At 67.3% G+C, this 266-nt stretch carries 1 protein-coding gene; it reads left to right on the forward strand.

Annotation, left to right across the window (positions count from 1 at the left end):
* Positions 1 to 266, forward strand: a 266-nt coding sequence (locus SB847_RS21270) for a glycoside hydrolase family 15 protein (RefSeq protein ID WP_410578629.1), incomplete at both ends; no start/stop codon positions are given.

Genomic DNA, 266 nt, shown 5'->3' on the forward strand with positions numbered 1-266 from the left:
GAGAGCCCCACCGGCGTGCCGCCGTCGGGCAGGTTGCGCGGGAGTGGGTCAAGACGCTCCAGCTTCCCAGCATGAAACCGTCGCTGGTGCGCCGTTCGGCGCTGGTGCTGAAGTCGCTGGTTCACGAGCCCACGGGCGCTGTGCTGGCGGCCCCCACAACGTCCCTGCGCGAAGGCTTCGGCGGAACGAGGAATTGGGACTACCGGTACTGCTGGCTGCGTGAAGGGTCCATGACGGTCAACGCCTTGGTCAGCCTTGGTTCCACG

It is taken from the genome of Bacillus sp. SIMBA_026 (assembly GCF_046535335.1).
GTDB lineage: Bacteria > Bacillota > Bacilli > Bacillales > Bacillaceae > Bacillus > Bacillus velezensis.